Raw genomic sequence first — 20616 nt, forward strand, 5'->3', positions numbered from 1 at the left:
CAATAAATCAAGAAGATGGCATATTCAATATCATCTTCTTTTTTTAATAATAAATAGGTTGCTTCATATGGCTGTACAAATAGAACAAGTGCCACACCATATTGTCATTATTGGCGGTGGTGCTGGTGGTCTAGAGTTAGCAACGCAACTCGGTGACAGCTTCGCAAAATCCAAGAGGGTGAAAATCACCCTCGTCGATCAAAACCTCACCCACATATGGAAACCCTTACTCCACGAAATTGCGGCAGGTACACTCAACCCAAGTGTTGAAGAAATTAATTATTTTGCACATGCGTCTAAACATCATTATGAGTTTGTTTTAGGTCGTTTTGTCGGCTTAGACCAAGAACATAAACAAGTAAAACTTGAAGCACGCCAATATGCCAAACAAAGCACTGAAACCACGCAGTTTGAACTCAACTACGATACCTTAGTTCTTGCAGTCGGCTCGACCTCTAACGACTTTGCGACCGAAGGTGCTAAACATTACTGCCACTTCCTCGACAGTCGCCAGCAAGCTGAAATTTTCCAGCAAGACCTTCTACATTTGTATTTAGATGCACAAAACCGTCCCGAAACACGCGCACTCAATATTGCGATTATTGGTGCAGGTGCCACAGGAGTCGAGCTTGCAGCCGAATTGGTCCATGCGAAAAGTACCTTTTTTAAATACGGTCTCAATAAAATTGACCCAAACAAAGTCAAAGTGACCTTGATTGAAGCAGCGGATCGTATTCTTCCCGCCCTATCCACTAAAATGGCAACACACACACATACTCAATTGGAAAAGCTTGGCGTTGAAGTCCTCACCCATCACCGTGTTGCCAAGTTAGATAAAGACCATGTCTATTTTGCCAATGGCTCACAAATCGATGCCGATCTTAAAGTTTGGGCAGCGGGCATCAAAGCGCCTGTCGTTTTAAACGCGCTTGAAGGCTTTCAAAAAGATACGATTGGCCGCCTTAAAGTCTATGCGACTTTGCAAACCCGTTCCGACCCCAACATTTTTGCCTTTGGTGATTGCGCCCACTGTCAGCCCGCGGCCGATGAACCAGTCCTTGGCCCACGTGCTCAAGTGGCCAGCCAACAAGCGGCCTTTTTGGTTCGAGCGCTCAAAGCGCGCATTCGTGGTCAGTCTTTGCCGATGTTTAAATTTTCTGACAAAGGCTCTTTGGTTTCTCTCAGTCAATACAAAGCTGTGGGTGAGCTACTGGGCCAAGTCAATGTGCAAGGCGTGCTGGCAAAAACCATGTATGTTTCTTTATATCGACTCCATCAGGCCACCTTACATGGCTATACCCAAGCTGGGCTGATGACCGTAAAAGACCTGATGAATAAAAAAGTCGGTCCGAAAATAAAATTGCATTGAAATCTAAAAATGCGTCCCCACTAATAAAAAAACGCCATAAGAACGTGGAAAATGCAGTTTTTTGCTAAATTTAGTCTACAAAAGCTGCTTTTCACTTTATGATATACCCCTTAAATTCTAAATGAATGGACGAAAAACATGACTGCTATCGCAAATGATCACGTGGTTTCTTTCAACTACAAATTGACTAACGCTGAAGGCGAAACGCTAGACCAATCACAAGGTGAACCACTTGCATATTTGCACGGCGCAGGTAACATCATCCCAGGTTTAGAAAATGCATTGCTAGGCAAAACTGTAGGTGAAAAATTCACTGTTACTGTTCCTGCTGCTGAAGGTTATGGCGAATACAATCCTGAACTCGTTCAAGAAGTTCCAGCGCAAATGTTCCAAGGCGTAGACAACATCCAAGCGGGTATGCAGTTCCAAGCTCAAACTGATGATGGCGTTCAAATCGTAACTGTAAAAGCAGTTGAAGGCGAAAACGTAATTGTTGATGCGAACTTCCCACTTGCTGGTCAAGACTTAACTTTCGAAGTTGAAATCGTAGAAATCCGCGATGCAACTGAAGACGAATTACAGCACGGCCATGCGCACGGTGCTGGTGGTCACCACCACTAAGATTTAACATCTTAGAAAAAAGGGCGAAAGTTTAACTTTCGCCCTTTTTTATTTTGAATACTTAGTCATTCGCGACGTATTTGAAAATCTGTAAAGGTTTGCTGTTTTGAAACCAATTCTACGATGACCACATCCGTGACTACCGCATGAGTTGGCCCGACTTTAGCGCGATTCACCAGTTCGGCAACCATACCATCATTTCCAAAAAGCAACGCTTCAACTGCACCTGAAGCCAGATTCTGTACATAACCCTTTAAACCTAAAGCAACAGCATATTGTGCAAACCAGCGTCGATATCCAACACCCTGAACTTTTCCCGATATGGTCAGTTTTACTGCTTTCATACTGTATGCTCTCGGTTCACGACCTTATAAATAGCCTGTCTCATTTGCTGTGCTTGTAAACCACGCTCACCTTGTTGAGCCAAAAGATCGCCTGCTTGGGCATGTAAGGTCACAATTTGATGTAACGCAATGTCATCTTTCAACTGTGCTTTTAAACTGGCAATCATGCCTGCCAATACATCTCCCATACCACCTGTACCCATCCCTGGATTACCTGCGGTACAAATCCAAAGTTGCGTATCTAAAATCAAGCTTCCTGAACCTTTCAGCACCCATTGTCCTGCATATTTTTTTTGTAAAGCATAAATAGCTGCAATGCGGTCAGACTCCACCGCTGAGGTACTGATACCGAGCAAAGTCGCTGCCTCGCCAGGATGCGGTGTTGCGTAGATCTGCTCACCGAGTTTTACAGGTCTTGAGGCTAAGAACCATAAAGCATCCGCATCCAACACCACCTGTAAAGCACTCGTCTGAATGAGTGGAAACCATGCATCAAACTGCTGCTGAGCCCACGAGTCTCTTCCCAAGCCCATACCAAAACTGACTGCATCCACATGTGCCACCAACGCTTCACGCTCTTGGAGCGACATTTGGTTAATATCGCGCAGCATAATATTGGGTGCACGGGATAAAATCGCAGTATGGTGTTTTGCATCACACACCACCGTCACCTTGCCAGCACCCGCGTGAAAGGCAGCTTCAGCGGCTAACATCACCGCACCACCCATCTGCGCATCTCCCCCAATCACCAGTACATGCCCATAACTTCCTTTATGTCCAAAGGCTTGACGTGGTACAAGCTGCACATACTGTGGAGCAAGTGAAGCTAAAGGTTTTAAAGCACTGTCTACGGGAAGTACCGAAATAAGCTCAACGACTCCTGCATAAGCTTTACCCAGCCCAGTAAATAAACCCGCCTTTAAGCCCAGAGCCGTAAAGGTATAATCGGCGACAACTGCACAAGGTAAAGCTTGTCCCGTGTTGGCCTGCAAACCACTTGGAATATCAACCGCAATTTTTAAACCTGTTTGTCTATTAATCTGCTGAATCACTGCCTGCCAGTCTGAACTGAGTTCACGGTTTAACCCAATGCCAAACAAAGCATCAATATACGCATCATAAGGGTGTTGAAAAGCAAAACCGGTATGAATCATTATCCCCTGTTGCACAGCTGCTGCATGTGCTTGTTGCAGTGAAGTAGACTCTCCCAAAGCAGCTGCATAAATTTCAACGTCATAACCTTGCGCGGCTAGATACGATGCAATCAAGTAACCATCACCTGCATTGTTGCCTTGACCACAACACACCGCAACGCTTTTGACTTGCTGCTGTTTAAGCCTAGGCAGCATATGTTCAGTTGTTGCCCATGCGACTTGTTGCATCAGCCCATAAGCGCTATTTTGCTGCGCGAACCAACGTCCTTCCCATGCTTGAATCTCACTGCTGTGGTACACTTGCTGATGCATGATTTTTCCTTTGTTCTTGGTTATGACAACATCCACATCTTCCTCAAAAATCCCTGTAGATCAATATGATCCAGAGCAGCTTAAGGCTTGGATTAAAGCTGAAGCACTGGCTTTGGGATTTTCTGATTGTGTCATCGCCAAACCAGATGCTCAAGTTGAATTGCCGCGTTTTAAAAAATATTTAGAACTTGGTTATCATGGTGACATGCATTTTCTTGCTGAAAACTTAGAAAAACGCGCAGATCCAACACTGCTTGTTCCGGGCACCAAAAGTATTATTTGTGTGCGTATGGATTATTTGGTAGCCGTTCCTGAACCACGTCTTGTGCCTTTTGCACCAAATAGCGCCATCATTGCGCGTTATGCACGCGGACGTGACTATCACAAAGTCATGCGTGGGCGTTTAAAGACCCTTTCTCAGAAAATCAAAGCCAAAGTTAGCGATTTTGAATCTCGCCCCTTTGCAGACTCGGCACCCATTTTTGAAAAATCATTGGCTGAAAATGCGGGCATGGGCTGGGTCGGTAAACACACCTTACTCATTCATAAAACATCAGGCTCATTTTTTGTTTTGGGCGAGCTCTTCACCTCTTTAGAGCTACCTTTTGACCAAGCCACCACCAAACACTGTGGTTCATGTAGCGCGTGTATTGATATTTGCCCGACCCAAGCCATTGTTGAGCCTTATTTATTAGATGCGCGTAAATGCATTGCCTATTTAACTATTGAGTTTCAAGGCATTATTCCTGAAGAACTACGCCGCGGTATTGGTAACCGTGTGTTTGGTTGCGATGACTGTCAGCTCATTTGCCCATGGAATAGCTTTGCCAAAACCACACCAATTGATGATTTTAACCCGCGTCATGGTTTGGATGACATTCAACTAATTGACCTTTGGCAATGGGATGAAAACACTTTTATGGCAAATACAGAAGGGAGTCCCCTACGTCGTACAGGCTACCAAAGCTTTATGCGTAACGTCGCGATTGGTCTAGGTAATGCACCATTTTCAGATGAAATATTGCAGCAATTACAAGCTTCTCGCCCAGAGCTTAACGATATTGTGCAAGTCCATATTGACTGGGCCATCCAAGAGCAACTGATGAAAAAGCACTAAAACTTGCTTCAAACAGACTTAATCAATAAAAGTTCAATCAAATAGCCATTTGCTTGCATAATTTTATTTATTTTATCTATTTAGCTGCATTTTCAGTGTAACTCAAAATCCAAATAAATAGAATTTTGTGGCCAAATTTCCGGAAAAACGCTCAACTTTGCAACTATTTTTACAATCTCATAAAAAGATAAAATTAAAAACATAATCGGGAGATACTATTAAAAATGAGCAATAATGCCTTTTAAGTTGGCACGTTAAATGTATGATGTATACAAGTTAGAATTAAAAATGGATCGCCATTATGAACCTACGCAATGATTGGACGCGTGAAGAAATCGAAGCTTTGTATGATCAGCCCTTTCTTGATCTCGTCTTTCAAGCGCAGACCGTACATCGCCAACATTTCCAAGCCAACACCATTCAAGTCAGTACTTTATTGTCGATTAAAACAGGTAAATGTCCTGAAGACTGTAAGTACTGTTCTCAGTCAGCACGTTATGACTCAAAACTTGAAGCCGAAAAGCGAATTGCTGTAGACAAAGTGATTTCAGAAGCCAAAGAAGCTCTAGCCTCAGGCTCATCTCGTTTTTGTATGGGCGCAGCTTGGCGTAACCCACATGAACGTGACATGCCGTATGTACTAGAAATGGTTAAAGAGGTGAAAGCACTTGGTTTAGAGACTTGCATGACTTTAGGGATGCTGAATGAGTCTCAAGCTGGGCGTTTAAAAGATGCAGGTTTAGATTATTACAACCATAACCTCGACACTTCACGCGAGTATTATTCACATATTATTAGTACTCGTACCTTTGACGATCGTTTAAATACCTTAGAATATGTCCGTCAAGCAGGTATGAAAGTGTGTAGCGGTGGTATCGTTGGTCTAGGTGAAAAGAAAGAAGACCGTATTGGTTTATTGCAAGAGCTTGCAACCATGCCAATTCATCCAGAATCTGTGCCAATCAACATGTTGGTTCCAATTGAAGGCACGCCACTGGCAGATGTTGAAAAACTCGATTTGACGGAATGGATTCGTACCATTGCAGTTGCGCGCATTATCATGCCGCACAGCTATATCCGCCTATCTGCAGGTCGTGAAGCACTTTCTGACTCAGACCAAGCACTTGCATTTATGGCGGGTGCAAATTCGTTGTTCTCTGGTGAGAAACTATTAACCACACCAAATGCAGGTGAAGGTAAAGACCGTCAACTGTTCACCAAATTAGGTTTAGTGGCAGAAAAGCCAAAACCAACGGTGGCAGACCTTAGTCTAGATGCCATGGCAAGCTAATTCCCAAGATTTGCTAAGCACAAAAAAAGCCCCTTATTCAGTATGGGGCTTTTTTAATGTCTATCTATTTAACCTTCAGGCGACTGAGCAAAATTATGTGCCGTAATTAAAATACCATAACTGGCATTCAGATAATCACCTTGGAAGATCTCATCTTCACCATTGGCATGGCGTACGGTTAAGGTTTGTCGAATCGCGTCATAGTGAAAAGAATCAAAACACTCTTGATGCTCACACAGCCAGCTTAAGGTATCACTCAGATTATCATCGACAATATAAGTCTGTGCTTGAAAATTTTTAGTCATTATCTGTATACGCTAAACACTGTGATTCGTCTATTGTAAGCCGTTCCGAGTCGATTCAGCCAAACCAAGCCATAAAAAATACAGGCATTAAAAAGTGAGCCTACGCTCACTTTTCCTTAAGATGATTAGTCGGTTTTAGAATCACCGCACTTTCGGCATTCCATATGCTCCCCTATTTCAGTCATTTGTTCATATTCATAAACGTGGATGCAAAATAATTTTTTAAACAACTGAAGCATTTTTAACTCCTGTAAATGATTTTTTAAAAATTCGCTTCTTAAAATAGGTATATCTTCCTGAAATACCCACAACTCATATCTCATGAGCTATACACAGTTTTAAACATACTTTTTATAAATTTCAAGTGCCTTTTATCGAATAACAGCATAAAGTGATAAATGGTCATTTACTTTTTTAAATGATGCTTTTTATTTACTTGTTGTTCTGCCTCACATCGCTGTTAAAAATGCGGCTGAGATTGAAAGAATGCTTGATTTAAATTTGGATCAAGCTAGGATAAAAATACAATCAATGCTTAAAACAGATGTTTCGAGCAACCAATAAAGAGTTTGATAAAAAAGCAACGATAAGGATATTTATACATGCTTGGACGTATGATGTTTCAACCGCTATTAATTAGCAATCTTATTGATCACGCAGAACGCTACCATGCCGATACAGCTATTATTTCTAAAAATACAGACGGTAGTATCACTGAAACCAACTGGGCCAAAGTCGCAGTCAATTCTAAGCGATTTGCTAATGTACTCAAAAGCTTAGGACTTTCGCAAAGCGATCGTGTAGCGACCATCGCATGGAACAATCATCGTCACCTAGAATCTTGGTATGCGATCTCTGGTAGTGGCTATATTTGCCATACCATCAACCCACGTTTATTTCCGGAACAACTGATTTTTATTATCAATGATGCCCAAGACCGTGTGGTGTTATTTGATAAAACCTTTGCACCACTCATTGCTGCGGTAAAAGCACATTTACCCCATGTAGAGCACTTTATTTGCTTAGATGCCGTAGATGACGCTATTGCAGAAAAAATTGCCGATGTAAAATTTTATGATGACTTGGTCAGCAAAGAGTCTGAACAATTCACATGGCCAAGTTTTGATGAGCAAACTGCAAGCTCTTTGTGCTATACCTCGGGCACAACTGGAAATCCAAAAGGCGTGCTATATAGCCACCGCTCCACCATTTTGCATAGTTTTGCCATCAGCCTACCCGATTCTCTCAATCTGTCTGCAAATGACATTATGTTGCCTGTAGTACCCATGTTCCATGTCAATGCTTGGGGTACGCCTTATGCAGCAGCTATGGTCGGTTGTACAGTTGTATTGCCTGGGCCAGGCTTAGATGGGCCAAGTTTAGTGAACATGATTGACACCTATAAAGTCACTGTGGCTTTGGGTGTACCAACCATTTGGCAAGGTTTACTGGCAGCAGCCAAACAAATAGGCAGCCAGCTGGCAAGTATGAACCGTAACGTTGTTGGTGGTTCTGCATGTCCACCATCCATGTTAGCGGCCTTTAAAAATGACTATAACTGCGACACTATCCATGCATGGGGCATGACCGAAACCAGTCCACTCGGTTCTGCCAACCAACTTAAAGCCAAACATCAACAGCTCTCTGAACAAGAGCGTTTCAAGCTACGTCTTTCTCAAGGCCGTCCGCCTTTTGGCGTGGATTTACGTCTTACCGATGAAGAAAAAGGCAGCCATGAAATTGCCCGCGATGGTGAACAAATTGGAAATCTACAAATTAAAGGGCACTGGATTATTGACAGTTACTTTGGTAAAGATGAATCCGCACTCACGACCGATGGCTGGTTTGACACAGGTGATATTGCAACCTTAGATGAAGACGGCTTCTTATGCATCAGTGACCGCTCTAAAGATTTAATTAAGTCTGGCGGCGAATGGATTTCATCAGTTGAACTTGAAAACCTGGCGATGGGACATTCAGACATTCTTATGGCAGCCGTTATTGCAGCCGAACATCCAAAATGGGATGAACGTCCTATTGTCATCGCTGTGAAGAAACCTGATAGCACGGTCACTGAACAAGATGTCTTAGACTACTATACCGACAAAATTGCGAAATGGCAGATCCCTGACCGTGTGATTTTTGTCGATAGCATTCCACTGAGCGGTACGGGTAAAATGCTAAAACGTGAACTCCGCGCCCAATATGGCCAAGTACTACTAGAACAAAATTCTGTTTAACATTGTTTAAAAGAAAAGCCTGATCTTATGCTCAGGCTTTTCTTTATGTTCGGATAATTTAAATACCATCAATATAATTTATTTGAGAGCACGTCTAATAAAGACGCTTTAAAGACCTCACCATGCTTTAGATTTGGATAGATTAAAAATTTAGCCTTGACGCCCTGCTGATCGAATATAGACAAAATTTCTCTATTTTTATTGATGCCATTTGTATCAAAATTAGCACTTTGCTGTGTTCCACTATGTGTTAAAAGATCACCTTCCATCAGCCATACATGTTTTTGTGGCTCTTTGACTAATTTTACTGTTCTAATTTTTTGCATCATGCGCTCATCTGCCCAAGAAAGTGATGGACTTACAGCAAAGAAATGGCTGAAATAACGACCATCGAGCAAGCTATCAAGCACAAAAAGCCCTCCATAGGAATGCCCCCATAACGCTCTTTTTTGCGCATCCAGCTTTACATTCTGCTCAACCCAAGGAGCGATGTCCTTCAAAATCACATTTCTAAAATCAGCACTTCCCCCGCTCATTCGCTCTGGATTTCTTGGGTCTTGAGCGGGTTTCCCCATTAATAAATCTACTGGAGTATAGTCAAGTGAACGAAAAGCTGTGGCAAATGGCAAGTTGGTTTTATAGCCAATGGCAACCAATACAGGGGCATCATTTTCATACAAAGACTTAAGTATTTCTTCATTCAGATGGGACATCGCAGCGTTCCCATCCAGCATAAAGACCGATGCATAAGCGTCCTTCGTCTTCTGCACTGTCTTTGGAATACCTAACCAAACGCGATAAGTTTTATTTTGATCTGTAGTTGCAAACTCTTTGACTTTAAAACCGTAATACGCCGAGCCTATTTCTGCAATATTGGCAGGCAAAGGTTTTATTTCAGGTTTCGCATAAGCACTTAAGCTGGCACCCAAAATCAATAACGAGCTAAAAATTCGCGAAAGCAGAGTAGTAAAAATCTTTCTATAAAGATGCGTCATTTTTTGTATATACAGCCATGAGATACTGAAGCCTAACACATAATAATTATCATTATAATTATCAATTAAATCTTTATCATCTCTCTATCATGACGTACATCTCATCGATTAAATAGTCTACATTATCTTTGACCACACACTCCGAAAGATGATTTTCCTTTTTATACGGATTGAACAAGTCTAGGAAATCTCCTTCCAACTTTTTTATCCATAACAAAAGCCACCGCACTATGAAAGTTCAATGGCTTTATCGATACAAGCAAAAGACTTAAAGCTTTTTCCATGTCATGTTGCTCAAACCTTTCGCATCTTTTGCTGTGGCTTGTACCTTCATCTGATCTTTACCAGCATTTAACTGCGCAATATTGATGTTATACACACGGCCATCTTGAGGATTCAGCCATTGGCCTTTTGCGAATTTTTGACCTGTTTTATCGGCCACTAAACCGCTTAAAATTTGCATACCAAAAATTGGTTTATCCTTGAGTCCACCCTGACATTTTGTACAGACATCAGTGATCGGTGCGCCAGCCAAAGGATAATATTTCGTCACTACTGCGCTATATTGTGCTGTTTTTGAGTTCTTACGAATCACAATATCTGAAATATAAGAACCTGTTCGGTCATCAATGACCTTCCACGTCCCAATCAGTGGGTCAAAAGGCATAGCGAAAGCAGAATGAGACAATCCCAGAAATAGTACAGATACACACAAAAACTTATGTTTCATAAAGTAAATTACAATAAAAAATATAAAAATAAACGGTCGCAATTATAGCAACTATATTTTTTTATTTATCAATTATTTCATTAAAATTAAATATTTATATGGAATTAACCAGTGAGAAATATCAACAAAAAATTTGTACATAAAAAAGCCTCCAAAGAGATCATGCCTGTTCGTTAAAAATTGACTGGCATTTTGTTTTTAAATTCATGATGTTCTTTGATATGCGAAAACGTCATCCTTAATAGTTCAAGACAAAACTAGTTTTAAAAATTAGGGTTACTGTGATTTATTCATCAATAAAAGGTATTGGGCGAGTTTTGTAGTGGGCTTAAGATACTTTGTTGGGTATTTTGAGCTTCTCATTTGGGTTGATCCAAGGCCATAAATGAGCGGTAAGTATCCAATTCAAATAGATAAGGCACCGTTGTGAAGAACTAAAAAGTTAAGGAGTTTATCGCAAAACTCCTTAACTGATCAGACTTATTCTGAAGAGGTTCTTTTATATACTATACGCTTTATATTAAGCTGCTGTACGCTCTTCAATTGGAACAACTTTACGTAGTTCAGGTCCCGTATAGTCCGCACTTGGGCGAATAATACGGTTGTCCGCACGTTGTTCCATCACATGCGCTGCCCAACCTGTCACACGGCTCATCACGAAGATTGGTGTGAATAATTTGGTCGCAATATCCATGAAGTGGTAAGCAGATGCATGGAAGAAGTCCGCGTTACAGAACAGTTTCTTCTCACGCCACATTACTTCTTCACAACGTACTGAAACTGGATAAAGAACGGTATCACCGACATCCTTGGCTAAGCGCTCTGACCAAATTTTAATGATGCCGTTACGTGGATCATTGTCTTTGTAGATTGCATGGCCAAAGCCCATGATCTTTTCTTTACGTTCCAATTTGCCCAGCATTTCTCGCTCAGCTTCTTCAGGGGACGCCCAGTTTTCAATCATTTCCATCGCTGCTTCGTTTGCTCCACCATGTAATGGACCACGTAGCGAACCAATCGCACCGGTAATACATGAATGCATATCTGACAATGTTGATGCACATACACGTGCTGTGAATGTTGATGCGTTGAATTCATGCTCTGCATACAGGATCAGTGAGACGTTCATCACTTGTTCATGCAGTTCATTTGGTTTTTCACCACGAAGTAGGTGTAGGAATTGAGCGCCAATTGAATCGTCATCGGTGTTTTCTTCAATGCGTACGCCATCATGGCTAAAACGGTACCAGTAGCAAATGATCGCTGGAAGGGTTGCGAGAATGCGGTCTGCAACATCTTGCTGTTCTGCAAAAGATTGTTCTGTTTCTAGGTTACCCAGCATTGATACGCCTGTACGCATCACATCCATTGGGTGTGAGTCTGCTGGGATACGCTCAAGTACTTCTTTGAGTGCTTGTGGCAGTTGGCGCAGTGATTTGAGTTTAGCTTTGTAAGCGGTGAGCTGTGCTGCTGTTGGTAGTTCACCAAAGAAGATCAGGTAAGCCACTTCTTCGAATTGGCAGTTTTCTGCTAAGTCTTGGACGTCATAACCACGGTAGGTGAGACCTGCTCCGCTTTTGCCTACGGTTGATAGTGCTGTCTTTCCTGCAACTTGTCCGCGCAATCCTGCGCCTGTGAGGACTTTTCCTTCAGCCATTTTTAATTCTCCTGTTTAAACAGCTTGTCTAATGTGTTTTCAAAGGTGTGGTAATCGAGAAATTCGTAGAGTTCTTTGCGCTGTTGCATTTTGTCGAGAACGTTGACTTGGGTACCGTCATTGCGAATGGCATGCATGACTTCCAGTGCTGCCTTTTGCATGGCACGGGTCGGTGACAGTGGGTACAGCACCATCGAGATGCCTTGTTCTGCCAGTTGTTCTTTGGTGTAGTATGGGGTATCGCCAAATTCGGTGATGTTCGCCAATACTGGGACACCGACTGCATCGCAGACGGTTTTGTACATGGTAATGTCAGTCATTGCTTCGGCAAAGATCGCATCAGCACCGGCTTCTACACAAGCACAGGCACGGTCAATCACCGCTTGTAGGCCTTCTTTTTGTAGGGCATCGGTACGTGCCATCACCACAAAGTTTGCATCGGTTTTGGCATCAACTGCAGCTTTGACGCGATCAACCATTTCTTGTTGGGTGACAATTTCTTTGTTGGGGCGGTGGCCACAGCGTTTTTGTGCCACTTGGTCTTCGATGTGAACTGCGGCTGCGCCTGCGGCAATCATTTGTTTAACGCTACGGGCAATGTTAAATGCCCCACCCCAACCGGTGTCGATATCGACCAGTAACGGGGTGTCTACACGTTCGGTAATGCGGCGTACATCTTCCAAAACATTATCCAGACTGGTCATGCCTAAATCAGGCAATCCATAAGAGTAGTTGGCTACACCAGCACCCGAAAGGTAGATGGCCTTGTAGCCCACCTGTTTCGCCATCATTGCTGCATAAGCATTGACTGTACCGATAATTTGTAATGGTTTTTCCACTTCTAGTGCTTGTCTAAATCTTAAGCCTGCAGATTTTTGTTCTGTCATCGTCCTTTCCACGGCATTTACTTTAATTTTCGAGTTTTGAGTATAGCCATAATGACTGAATTGGCTATGACATTTTAGAATGAAAACTCTAAAACTTTAGTCCCATGGTTCACGCTTTTATTGTGTAATTTTCTTCCACACACTGAGGTTTAGTGGTAAACAGATAAGCCCCAAAACAACAATGTGTACATATTTTTGCTATGATAGCAACTAGAGATCCACATTTATTAGGCTGTTGTTAGTTATATGCACGACTCAGTTCAACTAGAACCCCTTACACGTGACATACCTCACACAAAACGAGGTCATGAACGCTGTCTTGCATTTTTATTAAGTGCAAATGAGTTGTTTTTGCAACATGGCTACGATGCAGTTTCACTCGATGATATTGTCAATCATGCGGGTGGTTCAAAAGCATCGATTTACAAATATTTTGGAAATAAAGACGGTCTTTTTACAGCAATTTGCGACTACCGTCGTGAGTTGTTTTTTAAAGATATTTGTATGCCTTTTGATTTCACTAAGGACAATTTGCGCGTTTATTTAATACAAACCATTTTAAATATTCAAACGCATCTTGTGCTTCCAGAAAATGCCTCTTTTTTAAGACTCATTATGGAACAAGTACAACGTAATCCGCAGTTGGCCTTTCATATTCACAAACAAGGACCTAAACATATTGAAGATGCCGTGGCTTGCATTTTAACCAAAGCAGATGAAATAGGCATTATTCAATGTGAACACCCGAATTATTCTGCGCAGCTTTTTTTTGGTATTGTGCGTGAATTAGAGTGGCGAGTGCTGATGAACATCTATGTTGAAGAAAATGAACAAGAAAATCTAGAATATGTTCATTATTGCGTAGATCGTTTCTTAGCAGGTCATCAAAAAGTCTAGTTTTTTTGCAATTTCCTTTGCATATAGTATATTAATCGACTCTCTTTTTTCTTTTCACCAACCAACAACTAATTGTTGTTCTGTACCTATTTCGGTTTTCAGCAATTATTGTGGAGTAACAATGGCTCTACGTCACTTTCTTACCTTACGCGATTTATCTACTTTAGAACTGAACCAAGTTGTGCAACGCGGTATCGAACTAAAGCGTAAACAGCACAACAGCGAAGTATTCCAACCGTTTGTTGGTAAAGTCATGGGTATGATTTTTGAAAAATCGAGCACCCGTACCCGTGTATCGTTCGAAGCAGGCATGAGCCAGTTTGGTGGCAGTGCAATTTTCCTCTCTCCACGAGACACCCAATTGGGTCGTGGTGAACCGATTGAAGATTCAGCACGCGTGATTTCAAGCATGTTGGATATTGTGATGATCCGTACTTTTGGACATGACATTGTTGAACGTTTTGCCTCTTATTCAAAAGTTCCTGTGATTAATGCTTTAACCGATGATCACCACCCTTGCCAACTACTTGCAGATGTTCAAACTTTTGTTGAACACCGTGGCCCGATTGCAGGCAAAACGGTAGCCTGGATTGGTGATGGCAACAACATGTGTAATTCATATATTGAAGCTGCACATATGTGGGGCTTCAAGTTAAAAATTGCTGCGCCTAAAGGTTATGAACCCAAAGCAGAATTTTTAAGTGAATTTGCGCATTGTGCAGAACTGGTTAACTCAGCTGAAGATGCTGCCGTAAACGCAGACCTTATCGTGACCGATGTATGGGCAAGCATGGGCCAAGAAGAAGAGCAAAAAATTCGTGAAGCTGCTTTTGCAGACTATCAAGTGAATGAACATCTTATGGATCTTGCTCATCCTGATTGTTTATTTATGCATTGTTTACCTGCGCATCGCGGCGAAGAAATTTCTGAAAAGATGCTCGACCATAAAAATGCCGTGGTTTGGGATGAAGCTGAAAACCGCTTACATGCACAAAAAGCATTGGTTGAGTTTTTAATCAATGAAAACACCAAGAAAGATTAATTAATTTTTCCAACGAAAAGCACCTAAGGGTGCTTTTTTTATACGGGCAAAGCTATAATCGGAACATAATTTTTATAAGCGACACTTTCCATGCATTTCAAAAAAACAGGCCTGTGCCTTGCTACAATCCTAAGCTCTACTTTTTTTCAGGTTCAAGCCTCAGAGTTTGATGACTACTTACAGTCCAAACAAATTATTGATCAAAATTTTAAAATTAAACAGCCTGAAACTCTGAACGAGATTTTAACTGTATTAACCGCAGAAGACTCACGAACTCTCCCAATTGAGATTGATAACAACACCATCATTGAACAATTTAATCTATATGCAGACCGTACCGAGCTTAAAGGCTTGATCATTACCCCTGATTTTGCGCAGTTTGAACAGGATTTGGGTGCGAAAGCAGTTCAAAAAGTGATTAAAAAGAATGTTGTGCAAAACTGCAATATTTTCTTCGAGCATCAATATCAACGCCATAACCCCTACATTATAAAATTACAGCTCAGCTCTGAGAAAAATAGCTACGATTTAGAATTAAAGCAAAAAGATTGTGGTATCAAATAGTACCTTTCTAGCGATTGGTTCTCTACTTTAGCGAACCAATCCTTGCGGTTGTAAGATAATCATGGCCGCACCAATCAACACCACTGCCCCACCCATTATGTCCCAACGGGATAAATAAACTTGATCGACATAACGCAACCATAGCAATGCGGTAAAAATATAAATTCCGCCATAAGCGGCATAAATACGTCCTGATGCAGCCGGATGTAAAGTCAACAACCAGACAAAAGCACCTAGCGCTAAAGCTGTAGGAATCCACAACCAATGACTTCTTCCCTGATTTAAAATCAAATAAGGGAAATAACAACCTAATATTTCCATCACAGCGGTTACCAAAAACAGCACAAATGTACTTAAAACTTTCGTCAATTGAATATCCATGCAACCTACTTTTATTACTTCTAACTGTTAAATACTTCTTCAATAAAAAACCCGTGCGAACACGGGTTTTAAATTATGTAGCGATCTTTAAGCAGGTTCAGCCGTTTGATCTTCAAAAACTTCAAGTTTTAAACCCACCGCTTTACCATTTTCGTTCTTCACAGAGACCGCAACATTACCACCATGTTCTGCAAGCTCACCAAATAGAATCATTTCAGCCAGTGGTTTTTTCAAATGCTCTTGGATGAGTCGTTGCATTGGGCGAGCACCCATTAAACGGTCATAGCCATTTTCAGCCATCCACTCACGCGCACTTTGATCCACTTCTAGAATGACTTTTTTCTCATCCAGTTGCGCTTGGAGTTCAGTTAAGAACTTATCTACTACGTTTTCAATTACTGTCGTTGGTAAAGCTTTAAACTGAATCACGCTGTCTAAACGGTTACGGAACTCAGGAGAAAATGCTTTCTTCATCGCATCTTGGTTATCATTACTGTTGTCTTGATCCATGAAGCCAATACTCACGCGAGAAATACTTTCCGCGCCAATATTTGTGGTCAAGACCAACACCACATTACGGAAGTCTGATTTACGACCATTGTTATCGGTCAATGAACCATGATCCATGATTTGTAGCAATAAGTTAAACACGTCTGGATGCGCTTTTTCAATCTCATCTAGTAATAATACACAGTGCGGATTTTTATGAATCGCATCGGTCAACAGACCACCTTGATCAAAGCCCACATAACCTGGAGGCGCACCGATCAAACGTGAAACCGCATGGCGCTCCATGTACTCCGACATATCGAAACGAACCAGCTCAACACCCAGTAATTTCGCAAGCTGCTTGGTGACTTCTGTTTTACCTACCCCAGTTGGGCCTGCAAAAACGAAACTACCCACAGGTTTATCTGGTGATTTTAAGCCTGCACGCGACAGTTTAATTGCTGAGCCTAAAGCTTCAATGGCTTCATCTTGACCAAAGACCACACGTTTTAAATCACGTTCAAGATTTTCAAGAACGGTCTTGTCATCTTTAGACACAGTTTTTGGTGGAATACGTGCAATTTTCGACACGATATCTTCAATATTTTCCACGGTAATCAAGGTGTCATCTTGCTCAGCTTTCAGACGACGTTGTGCCCCTGCTTCATCAATGACATCAATAGCTTTATCCGGCAAGAAACGGTCATTAATGAACTTCGCAGACAGCTCAACCGCAGAAATTAAAGCTTTGTCGTCATATTTAACATGATGGAAATCTTCAAACTTAGACTTTAACCCACGTAAAATATCAATCGTTTCTGAAATAGATGGTTCATTGACATCAATTTTTTGGAAACGACGTGACAATGCATGATCTTTTTCAAAGACTTGGCGGTATTCTTGGAACGTGGTTGAACCGATGCAGCGCAATGAACCATTAGCCAATGCGGGTTTAATCAAGTTTGACGCATCCATCGTACTGCCCATACTTGAGCCTGCACCAATAATCATGTGAATTTCGTCAATAAACAAAACTGCTTCTGGTTTCTTTTTCAACGCGTTCAAAAGCTGTTTTAAACGTTTTTCAAAGTCACCACGGTATTTGGTTCCTGCCACCAATGCACCAATATCCAAGCTATACACTTCAGCATTTGCTAATGGTTTCGGCGCTTTACCATTAACAATGAGCCAAGCTAAACCTTCAGCAATCGATGTTTTACCGACACCAGGATCACCGACCAATAATGGGTTGTTTTTACGACGACGGCACAAAATTTGCGCAGCACGTTCAATTTCTTTTTCACGACCAATTAAAGGATCCGTTTTACCCTTTTGTGCCTCAACATTCAAGTTGGTTGTATACAGCTCTAAAGGACCTGCGTTGCTTGAACTGGTCGATTCACCATCAAGATCTTCAATTTCTTCTTCCACTTGCACTTCGTCTTTACGTGTGCCGTGGGCCAAGTATTGTGTCAGAGTTAATCGGTTAATTTGATGGCGTTTTAAGAGGTAGACTGCAAAAGAGTCACGTTCAGAGTACATCGCAACTAAAATGTCTGCGCCTTCAACTGTTCGATCACCACCGCTTGATTGTACATGGAAAATTGCACGTTGTAAGATACGGTCAAAACTTTCGGTTGGGTGCGGGGCTTGATCACTGTTTTCGCCCAGTTTAGGGGTGTGCTGCTCTACATATTCTTCAAGCTCTTTGCGAAGCACAATAATATCTGCACCACAGGCTTTCAATGCATTTACGGCCGAATCATTATCGAGTAAAGCCAATAATAAATGTTCAACGGTTAGGAATTCATGTCTCTTTTGTCGAGCCATACTAACAGCCAAACGTAAGGATACTTCTAATTGACGACTGAGCATGGAACCCCCTTAATCTTTCGGCTCAATCTGACAAAGTAAAGGATGACCTTGAGACCGAGCGTAATTATTGACTTGGTTTGCTTTTGTTTCCGCGATGTCTCTCGGGTAAACGCCTGCAACACCTTTTCCTTCATAATGTACAGTTAGCATTACTTGAGTGGCTTGGTCAAGATTCAAAGCAAAGTATTGTTGTAAAATTTCAATAACAAAGTCCATTGGGGTGTAGTCATCGTTCATTAAAACGACGGCATAGAGTGGAGGACGCTTAAGTTCCGGTGGAGCGGTTTGGACAGCAACATCCCCATTTTCTTCTTCATGCGGTTCATCATTGCTCAAGCGCGGGCTGATATGCCAATCGACATAGCCAGATTCATGAAAAGACTGCTTGATTTCATTTAAACACGTTGAACGCTTAGAGATACCCATAAACTTACAATTCACAATTATTGTGCATTCGCCTCAGCCTGAGGGATTTCAGAGACAAATGCAGATTGACTTTCTACGGCCTCACCACGTGACCAACTAAAGCGTCGTGTCACTGGTGTGCTACCTGTTAAACGGACTTCGATAAACTGTGGCGTAAAGCCTTTAGGCATCGTCCAACGCCCTGTTAAGCGCTCATAGTTTTCAAAGTTAAAGTTTTTGTCTTCAAGAGGCACAACTAAAACCTCTGTACCACGAATGAGTCGGAGTTCAACTGTACCTGAAGCTGCACGTTTAGATGGACTAACTTGAACCAAGTCAAGTTGATATTCAAATGCATTCTCAGGCAAAGGTTTAATCGCAATATGCTGCACAGCCAGTGGAATACCACCGCGTTGACGCAAAACCTCACGGTAAATCACAGCAGTGGTTTCAGATTGCGCTTGTTGATCCAGAGCTTTTTGCAATGACAAATACAGCTCATTTGAATTGGTCACAGCAACATCACGCTCCTGAACAGCAGCATTGTAGTTTTTATTCAAAGCATCCAGACTGGTCTTTTGCTTTTGTACCACTTCGACCAGTTGCTCAGCATCAGCATCAAAACCTACCACCGTTAAACCCTGACGATGTCCGACGGTATAGCCCAATACCCCACTTGCAACCATCAATATTGCAGCACCAATTGCCAAGGGCTTATTGGTCTGTAAAAACGGCTTTGCAGGTTCAGGCTGTTGTGACGTCATATTTGTGTCAGTGTTCGGCATCGTCATCTCTTATTTTGATTCAATTCAAAACACACATTTAAATCGAAATCTAAATGTGTGTGAAGTTTTAAAACGTTTTTTATGGTAATAAACCAATTCCGTCTAGGCCCGCTGTTTCAGCAAATCCAAACATTAAGTTCATGTTTTGAACGGCCTGACCTGCTGCCCCTTTAACCAAATTGTCTTGTACTGAAATGACCACCAATTTTTTCGGTTGTGGTTTATACAGCGCAATACGAAGTTGATTGGCACCCCGCACAGAACGCGTCTCTGGTGAGCTTCCAGCAGGCATTACATCAACAAAAACTTCATTGGCATAAAACTGTTCATATAAACTTTGCAAATCAGCAGCTTCACCCGCATCGGTTAAGTCCACATAAATCGTGCTCAGCATGCCACGAATCATTGGCACCAAATGTGGGACAAATAAAATGTGGTTAAACACCTCTTTGAAACCTGAAATATTTTCCAACGCTTCCACAATTTCAGGATGATGACGGTGACCTGCAACGCCATAAGCTTTGAAATTATCTGCATTTTCAGAATAGATCATACCAAGGCTGGCTTTACGACCTGCACCAGACACACCCGATTTTGCATCAATAATAATACTTTCAGGTTTAACTAATGTGTCTTTTTGCTTAAATAACGGCGCTAAACCCAGTTGTACTGTCGTTGGGTAACAACCAGGGTTACCAATGACATTGGCTTGTTTAATCTGCTCACGGTTTAATTCTGACAAACCATAAACCGAGTCTTTCAACAGTTCAGGGCACGCATGTTGCATACCATACCATTTTTCAAACTGTTCTAAGTCTTGTAGACGGAAGTCTGCGGCAAGGTCAATCACTTTGGTATTTGCAGCCACCAGCTCTTCGGCATACTTCATGGCAACGCCATGCGGTGTCGCAAAGAACACCACATCACATTTTTTCAGTTCATCAATATTCAAATCTGAATATTTGAGTTCGGTATGTCCACGTAGGCTTGGGAACATATCATCTACACGGCGACCGTCTTCTGTACGCGATGTTAATACGCTTACTTGCACATTTGGGTGTCGTAGTAAAAGACGCAACAATTCAACGCCTGTATAACCTGTACCGCCGACAATACCAACTGAAATCACGTGTATTACCTCAAACTTAAACTGTCC

20 protein-coding genes are annotated in these 20616 nt (G+C 41.8%); 8 read left to right on the forward strand and 12 right to left on the reverse strand.

Going from position 1 to position 20616, the window contains the following annotated elements; translation table 11 throughout:
• The first annotated feature begins 67 nt into the window (after positions 1 to 67).
• Together MN200_RS09350 and MN200_RS09355 are read left to right on the forward strand one after the other, a co-directional pair.
• The gene (locus MN200_RS09350; RefSeq protein ID WP_242759259.1) at positions 68 to 1369 is read left to right on the forward strand and encodes an NAD(P)/FAD-dependent oxidoreductase; all 1302 of its coding nucleotides are present in this window, start codon (positions 68 to 70) and stop codon (positions 1367 to 1369) included.
• Between the two features lie 138 nt (positions 1370 to 1507).
• Entirely contained in the window at positions 1508 to 1990 is a 483-nt protein-coding gene (locus tag MN200_RS09355; protein WP_058951812.1) for a peptidylprolyl isomerase, read from the forward strand.
• Positions 1991 to 2055: 65 nt separating this feature from the next.
• Here the strand turns inward: MN200_RS09355 and MN200_RS09360 are convergent, their stop codons facing one another.
• Both MN200_RS09360 and MN200_RS09365 read right to left on the reverse strand, forming a co-directional pair.
• Positions 2056 to 2334: an acylphosphatase gene (locus MN200_RS09360; RefSeq protein WP_125273349.1), complete on the reverse strand. Its 279-nt coding sequence runs from the start codon at positions 2332 to 2334 to the stop codon at positions 2056 to 2058.
• Complete coding sequence (locus MN200_RS09365) at positions 2331 to 3800, reverse strand: NAD(P)H-hydrate dehydratase (protein WP_242759262.1); 1470 nt, start codon at positions 3798 to 3800, stop codon at positions 2331 to 2333. Before MN200_RS09365 ends, MN200_RS09360 begins: the two co-directional genes overlap by 4 nt.
• 22 nt (positions 3801 to 3822) lie before the next feature.
• On the opposite strand from MN200_RS09365, the gene queG reads away from it, so the two are divergent.
• Both queG and bioB read left to right on the forward strand, forming a co-directional pair.
• Positions 3823 to 4917, forward strand: a complete 1095-nt coding sequence (gene queG / locus MN200_RS09370) for a tRNA epoxyqueuosine(34) reductase QueG (RefSeq protein ID WP_058869796.1) — start codon at positions 3823 to 3825, stop codon at positions 4915 to 4917.
• A 301-nt stretch (positions 4918 to 5218) separates the two neighbouring features.
• Entirely contained in the window at positions 5219 to 6208 is a 990-nt protein-coding gene (gene bioB, locus MN200_RS09375; RefSeq protein ID WP_058869775.1) for a biotin synthase BioB, read from the forward strand.
• A gap of 68 nt (positions 6209 to 6276) precedes the next feature.
• Here bioB and MN200_RS09380 read toward each other — a convergent pair whose 3' ends face one another.
• Positions 6277 to 6513 carry a hypothetical protein gene (locus tag MN200_RS09380; protein WP_058869797.1) on the reverse strand — a complete coding sequence of 79 codons (237 nt, stop codon included), beginning with the start codon at positions 6511 to 6513 and terminating at the stop codon, positions 6277 to 6279.
• A gap of 602 nt (positions 6514 to 7115) precedes the next feature.
• Between MN200_RS09380 and MN200_RS09385 the strand changes: the two genes are divergently transcribed.
• Positions 7116 to 8753, forward strand: coding sequence for a long-chain-fatty-acid--CoA ligase (locus MN200_RS09385; RefSeq protein WP_242759265.1), 1638 nt, complete (start codon positions 7116 to 7118; stop codon positions 8751 to 8753).
• A gap of 68 nt (positions 8754 to 8821) precedes the next feature.
• Here the strand turns inward: MN200_RS09385 and MN200_RS09390 are convergent, their stop codons facing one another.
• The 4 genes from MN200_RS09390 to prpB all read right to left on the reverse strand — a co-directional run bounded on the left by MN200_RS09390 (position 8822) and on the right by prpB (position 13022).
• Positions 8822 to 9748 carry an alpha/beta hydrolase-fold protein gene (locus MN200_RS09390; protein WP_058869798.1) on the reverse strand — a complete coding sequence of 309 codons (927 nt, stop codon included), beginning with the start codon at positions 9746 to 9748 and terminating at the stop codon, positions 8822 to 8824.
• Between the two features lie 268 nt (positions 9749 to 10016).
• Entirely contained in the window at positions 10017 to 10478 is a 462-nt protein-coding gene (locus tag MN200_RS09395; RefSeq protein WP_058869777.1) for a DUF2147 domain-containing protein, read from the reverse strand.
• Between the two features lie 520 nt (positions 10479 to 10998).
• Positions 10999 to 12135: a 2-methylcitrate synthase gene (gene prpC / locus MN200_RS09400; protein WP_058869778.1), complete on the reverse strand. Its 1137-nt coding sequence runs from the start codon at positions 12133 to 12135 to the stop codon at positions 10999 to 11001.
• 2 nt (positions 12136 to 12137) lie between these two features.
• Entirely contained in the window at positions 12138 to 13022 is an 885-nt protein-coding gene (gene prpB / locus MN200_RS09405) for a methylisocitrate lyase (protein WP_058869779.1), read from the reverse strand.
• 246 nt (positions 13023 to 13268) lie between these two features.
• On the opposite strand from prpB, the gene MN200_RS09410 reads away from it, so the two are divergent.
• The 3 genes from MN200_RS09410 to MN200_RS09420 all read left to right on the forward strand — a co-directional run bounded on the left by MN200_RS09410 (position 13269) and on the right by MN200_RS09420 (position 15525).
• Entirely contained in the window at positions 13269 to 13919 is a 651-nt protein-coding gene (locus MN200_RS09410; RefSeq protein ID WP_058869780.1) for a TetR/AcrR family transcriptional regulator, read from the forward strand.
• A gap of 121 nt (positions 13920 to 14040) precedes the next feature.
• A complete protein-coding gene (gene argF / locus MN200_RS09415) occupies positions 14041 to 14961 on the forward strand; it encodes an ornithine carbamoyltransferase (RefSeq protein ID WP_058869781.1) in 921 nt (306 codons plus the stop codon).
• 90 nt (positions 14962 to 15051) lie between these two features.
• On the forward strand, positions 15052 to 15525 hold the full coding sequence (locus tag MN200_RS09420; protein ID WP_058869782.1) for a hypothetical protein: 474 nt from the start codon (positions 15052 to 15054) through the stop codon (positions 15523 to 15525).
• A 27-nt stretch (positions 15526 to 15552) separates the two neighbouring features.
• Here the strand turns inward: MN200_RS09420 and MN200_RS09425 are convergent, their stop codons facing one another.
• From MN200_RS09425 to argC, 5 genes are all read right to left on the reverse strand, one after another.
• Positions 15553 to 15906 (reverse strand): YnfA family protein, encoded by a 354-nt coding sequence (locus MN200_RS09425; protein WP_005401079.1) that lies wholly within the window; start codon positions 15904 to 15906, stop codon positions 15553 to 15555.
• An 87-nt stretch (positions 15907 to 15993) separates the two neighbouring features.
• On the reverse strand, positions 15994 to 18270 hold the full coding sequence (clpA, locus tag MN200_RS09430) for an ATP-dependent Clp protease ATP-binding subunit ClpA (RefSeq protein WP_004981809.1): 2277 nt from the start codon (positions 18268 to 18270) through the stop codon (positions 15994 to 15996).
• Positions 18271 to 18279: 9 nt separating this feature from the next.
• Complete coding sequence (gene clpS / locus MN200_RS09435; RefSeq protein WP_004981811.1) at positions 18280 to 18696, reverse strand: ATP-dependent Clp protease adapter ClpS; 417 nt, start codon at positions 18694 to 18696, stop codon at positions 18280 to 18282.
• A 17-nt stretch (positions 18697 to 18713) separates the two neighbouring features.
• Positions 18714 to 19460: a DUF6776 family protein gene (locus tag MN200_RS09440; protein WP_004696694.1), complete on the reverse strand. Its 747-nt coding sequence runs from the start codon at positions 19458 to 19460 to the stop codon at positions 18714 to 18716.
• 79 nt (positions 19461 to 19539) lie between these two features.
• The gene (gene argC / locus MN200_RS09445) at positions 19540 to 20595 is read right to left on the reverse strand and encodes an N-acetyl-gamma-glutamyl-phosphate reductase (RefSeq protein WP_171253461.1); all 1056 of its coding nucleotides are present in this window, start codon (positions 20593 to 20595) and stop codon (positions 19540 to 19542) included.
• Positions 20596 to 20616 lie beyond the last annotated feature (21 nt).

The sequence above is a fragment of the Acinetobacter sp. LUNF3 genome (assembly GCF_022699605.1).
Lineage (GTDB): Bacteria > Pseudomonadota > Gammaproteobacteria > Pseudomonadales > Moraxellaceae > Acinetobacter > Acinetobacter johnsonii.

Coding starts and splice junctions, on each gene's coding strand:
- MN200_RS09350 (WP_242759259.1), top strand. CDS start 68: ATGGCTGTACAAATAGAACAAGTGCCACACCATATTGTCATTATTGGC.
- MN200_RS09355 (WP_058951812.1), top strand. CDS start 1,508: ATGACTGCTATCGCAAATGATCACGTGGTTTCTTTCAACTACAAATTG.
- MN200_RS09360 (WP_125273349.1), bottom strand. CDS start 2,334: ATGAAAGCAGTAAAACTGACCATATCGGGAAAAGTTCAGGGTGTTGGA.
- MN200_RS09365 (WP_242759262.1), bottom strand. CDS start 3,800: ATGCATCAGCAAGTGTACCACAGCAGTGAGATTCAAGCATGGGAAGGA.
- queG (WP_058869796.1), top strand. CDS start 3,823: ATGACAACATCCACATCTTCCTCAAAAATCCCTGTAGATCAATATGAT.
- bioB (WP_058869775.1), top strand. CDS start 5,219: ATGAACCTACGCAATGATTGGACGCGTGAAGAAATCGAAGCTTTGTAT.
- MN200_RS09380 (WP_058869797.1), bottom strand. CDS start 6,513: ATGACTAAAAATTTTCAAGCACAGACTTATATTGTCGATGATAATCTG.
- MN200_RS09385 (WP_242759265.1), top strand. CDS start 7,116: ATGCTTGGACGTATGATGTTTCAACCGCTATTAATTAGCAATCTTATT.
- MN200_RS09390 (WP_058869798.1), bottom strand. CDS start 9,748: ATGACGCATCTTTATAGAAAGATTTTTACTACTCTGCTTTCGCGAATT.
- MN200_RS09395 (WP_058869777.1), bottom strand. CDS start 10,478: ATGAAACATAAGTTTTTGTGTGTATCTGTACTATTTCTGGGATTGTCT.
- prpC (WP_058869778.1), bottom strand. CDS start 12,135: ATGGCTGAAGGAAAAGTCCTCACAGGCGCAGGATTGCGCGGACAAGTT.
- prpB (WP_058869779.1), bottom strand. CDS start 13,022: ATGACAGAACAAAAATCTGCAGGCTTAAGATTTAGACAAGCACTAGAA.
- MN200_RS09410 (WP_058869780.1), top strand. CDS start 13,269: ATGCACGACTCAGTTCAACTAGAACCCCTTACACGTGACATACCTCAC.
- argF (WP_058869781.1), top strand. CDS start 14,041: ATGGCTCTACGTCACTTTCTTACCTTACGCGATTTATCTACTTTAGAA.
- MN200_RS09420 (WP_058869782.1), top strand. CDS start 15,052: ATGCATTTCAAAAAAACAGGCCTGTGCCTTGCTACAATCCTAAGCTCT.
- MN200_RS09425 (WP_005401079.1), bottom strand. CDS start 15,906: ATGGATATTCAATTGACGAAAGTTTTAAGTACATTTGTGCTGTTTTTG.
- clpA (WP_004981809.1), bottom strand. CDS start 18,270: ATGCTCAGTCGTCAATTAGAAGTATCCTTACGTTTGGCTGTTAGTATG.
- clpS (WP_004981811.1), bottom strand. CDS start 18,696: ATGGGTATCTCTAAGCGTTCAACGTGTTTAAATGAAATCAAGCAGTCT.
- MN200_RS09440 (WP_004696694.1), bottom strand. CDS start 19,460: ATGCCGAACACTGACACAAATATGACGTCACAACAGCCTGAACCTGCA.